General features: G+C 71.8%; 1 protein-coding gene and 1 pseudogene. Both read right to left on the reverse strand.

Going from position 1 to position 3794, the window contains the following annotated elements; genetic code table 11:
* Positions 1-3141: Eco57I restriction-modification methylase domain-containing protein (locus AC08ON_RS11415; protein ID WP_476616936.1), on the reverse strand; the 3141-nt coding region annotated here is incomplete at its 3' end.
* A 143-nt stretch (positions 3142-3284) separates the two neighbouring features.
* A pseudogene (locus AC08ON_RS11420) lies at positions 3285-3794 on the reverse strand (hypothetical protein); the annotation flags it as partial.

Consider the following 3794-nt stretch of genomic DNA (forward strand, 5'->3'; position numbering starts at 1 on the left):
GGTGATGCGGGCGTCTCGCGGGGACCGGAAGATCGAGACGGTCCTGGTGTTCGGGTTGAGGAGACGGATCTCGGCCGGTGTCATGGTGAACGCCCGGTCGGCCACGTCGACCATCCGCCGTGATCCGAAGGCGAACGGCACCCGGTCGACTCCGACCTGACGCCCGGCGAGAGTCAAGAGGCAGAAGCGGAAGCTATGGTGCACCGCGCGGCTGAGTAGGAACTCCTCGTTCTCGAACTCCACCAGCCCGGCGAGCGACTCCTTCTCGACGACGTCCTGGAAGAACGGCGCGGTGGTGGCGTCGGTGGCGATGCCGGTGGGCAGCACCAGGCCGGCACGACCGTGCGGGCCGAGGATGGTCCGGGCTGTCTCGGCGAAGACGGCGTAGGTGTTGACGTCGCCGCGGCCGGTGAGCGGGTAGCGGCCCGAATCCCGCAGCAGTTGCGACCAGCCGGCGGACTCCCGCAGGTGATCCTGGAAGTCGGCGTACAGGGCACGGTCGGAGGCGAACTCGCTCTCCTTCAGCGCGTCGATCAGGCGCTGCCGGGCCGCCTTGTTCGGGGCCTTGGCGATCTTCTCGTCCCGGTGCGCGAAGAACTCCTTCTCCTGGAGCTTCACCCGCTCCCACGGCGGGTTACCCAGGACGCAGGAGAAGCCGCCGCGCCAGCCGGTGCCCGGGTTCGCGTCGGGAGCGTCCGGATCGTCATCCGTGCGGAAGACGTCCGGGAACTCCAGATGCCAATGGAAGAAACGGTACCGGTCCGTGATGTCGTCCAGGAGCTTCGCCAGCTCCGGTGACAACTCCTCAGAACCAGCCATCAGCGGATACAGGAGCTGATTCGTGATCGCCGGTGGCCCACCCTCAGGCTTCGGCCAGACGAACGCGGCGCACCAGGCGTTGGCGGCCAGCAGGTGGAGGCGGCGCTCGGGCATGGCCTCCAGGGCCTCGTACCGCCGCGCCTGCTCGCGGACATCCGACAGGGACAGTGCACGCAGATCGATGATCTCACGCAGCTCCTGCCGACCGCGCAGGTTGGCGAAGTGACTGATGTCGGCGGACTTCTGCGCCTCCAGGAAGACAGCACCCTGATTGTCGGCCAGCAGGGCCCTGACCCGGCTGGCATCATCGTCGCCGAACGCCTTGAAGGCGGCGTCGGGGATTCCCCCGTCCAGCAGCGTCGGGGTCACGCCGAGCAGGGCGTTGCCGACCTTGATGTGATGGTCTAGGTAGGCGAGCGGGCGGTTCGGCTCGACGGACGCCAGCCACAGCGAGAACTTGGTGATCTCGACCGCCAGCGGGTTGATGTCGACCCCGTAGACGCACCGCGCGACGACCTCGGGCAGGATCTTCACAATCTCCGCCCGGGACGGTTCGTCGTCTCCCCGGTCCATGATCGCGTATCTGCGGGCGATCCGGTGCGCGGCGGCGGCGAGGAAGTGCCCGGAGCCGCAGGCCGGGTCCACCACGGTGATCCGCAGGAGGTCCGCGGGAACGCCGGATGCCGCGTACCGGTCGATCACGGGGTCCAGCGCGGTCCTCAGCAGCGAGTCGATGAGCGCGTTCGGAGTGAAATAGGAGCCGGTGGTTTTGCGTTCGTTGCCCAGCGCGTCGGCGAGGCGGAACCGCCGGGCCGGCAGATCCGGGTCCGGCACCAGTCCCAGCAGCGACTCGTAGACGCTGCCGAGCTCCGCCCCGCCCAGATGGGCGAAGTCGACCCACTGCCGGCGGCCCCGGTCATCCGTGACATGGCTGAGCAGCTTCACCGCGGCGAGCAGCCGCCGGTTGGGAAGTTCGAGCCGGCGCAGCTCGTCGGGACGGGCCTCGCGGTCGTCCGCACCGGCCCCGCGGTCGTCCGCACCGGCCCCGCCGGACCGGCCCCGCCCAGTCGCCGAGCCACCCGTGAAGTACAGCCCGCCGAGGGCCGGCAGGGCGAGCTCGGGCCGGCCGCCGTCGCTGCCCAGGGCCTCCAGCACCAGGACGAGCCCGCGCCACAGGTCACCATGCTGATCACCACGCCGCCGGGAGGCGATGCGGCGCAGCCGCGCGGTGGAGAAGTAGGAGGCGTACCGCCGCCGGCCCTCGATGATCTGATCCGTGAGGCGCTTGCGGTCAGCCCGCTGCCGCGCCGTCTCGTCCGGTTTCTCCTCGGGAGGCTGGGGATGCAGCACGTCCCGGTCCTCGATGACGAACAGGAAGACCATCTGGTACACGAGCCGGAGCAGCTCGTGGCGGAACTCGTCGGGAGTCATCCCGCCGTGCTGGCGGCCGGCCGCCAGCATCGCGCGCAGCCCGGGGTTGGCCTCCAGGAAACCGGTGCCCAGCTCCGCCATGGCCCGCACGACGTTGTCCCGCAGCTTGTCCCCGGCGACGATGCCCGCAGCCGCCGCATAGGTGTGCCAGCGTTCCAGCCAGCAGTCCGCCGGGTTCGGCGCCGCGCCCGCCCGATCGGGCGCCTCGAACCGCGAGGCGTGCGCGAAGGCGAAGAGCACCTCGAAATCGGAGTACAGCTCGCCGTCGAAGATGGCTTCGAGATCGAACTCCAGGTAGGAGTGGCCGACCAGGGCCGCCGACTCCCGCAGGATCCGCAGCTTCCGGCCGTTGGAAAGGATCCCCCACAGCCGGTCGTCGTGCCGGTTGAGGAACGCCTGCATCATGCGCTGCGGGGCCCGGTCGCTCTTCGCCGGCCCCAGCCGCTGGTCCAGATCACGCTTCCAGGCGGCGAGGTGGACGGGAACGTGCCGCCACTCGTGGCTGATGGCATCGTCCTCGCCGAGGTGGCGCACGTGCGCGACGCGGCCGTAGCCCAACTCGCCCAACAGGACCTGCAACCACAGCTCACGGGTCAGCGTGGTCCCCGTCGTCCCCGGGCCCGTCGCCGCGCCCACCGCCCCACCCGCGGTCACCGACCGCTCCTCGGCGGCGAGCCGCGCGCGGAAGGTGCGGTACGCCCCGAGCAGGTACGCCCAGCGGCGGCTGGCCGCGTCGCCGAGCCGTTCCCCGGCCGCCAGGTGGTAGTCCTCGGCGCGCGTGCCGGCGAGTTCCGGGTCGGCGTCCCTGACCCGCCGCACCAGGTCCCGGGTGAACAGGCTGCCTTCGAGGCTGACGGAGAGGAGCTCGACGTCCCCAATTCTCAGTGTCATGAGCCGGCCCCGGCCGGCAGGTAGACGTAGACCCCGAGGACGTCGGCCCGGTCGTGCGGGGTGACGGTGAGCCCGCGGCGGCGGCGCAGCCCGGCGACCTCCCGGGCCCGCAGGTGGGCCTCGCGCAGCGCCTCGGCGAGCCGCTAGCCCTGTGCGTCCAGCTCAGGCGCGACGTCGGCGAGCTCGGTGATGGCGCGTTCCGCCTGCCGGCGAACGAACTCGGGCAGGGCGTTCTCCGGGTCGACGGCGAACAGCCGGTCGATGTCGGGCGGCGTCAGCCACTCGCGGTTCTCCCCGCGGCCACGGTAGCCGACCAGGCGCGCGTCCTCGGCCACGGTGTCGACGGTCTTCGCCGCGCCGGGCAGCGTCAGATGGAACCGGTAACGCACGAGGAGCACCACCGTGCGCGTGGCCACCGCGGAGGTGCGGAACACCCCGCAGCGCGCCCCCGGCGGACGCCGCACCGCACCACCCGCCGGGTCCACCGCACCACCCGCCGGGTCCACGGGAGCGCCCGCCGGGTCCGCCCGGTCCACGGGAGCGCCCGCCCCCGCGGGCCCGGGATCATCCACCGGGGCGATCACCCCGGTCCGGTCGTCCAGCGCCTCCTCCAGCACCGCGCGGGCGAGCCCCGTGACCGCCGGGTCGGTGCG

It is taken from the genome of Frankia sp. CoWAU3 (assembly GCF_977971855.1).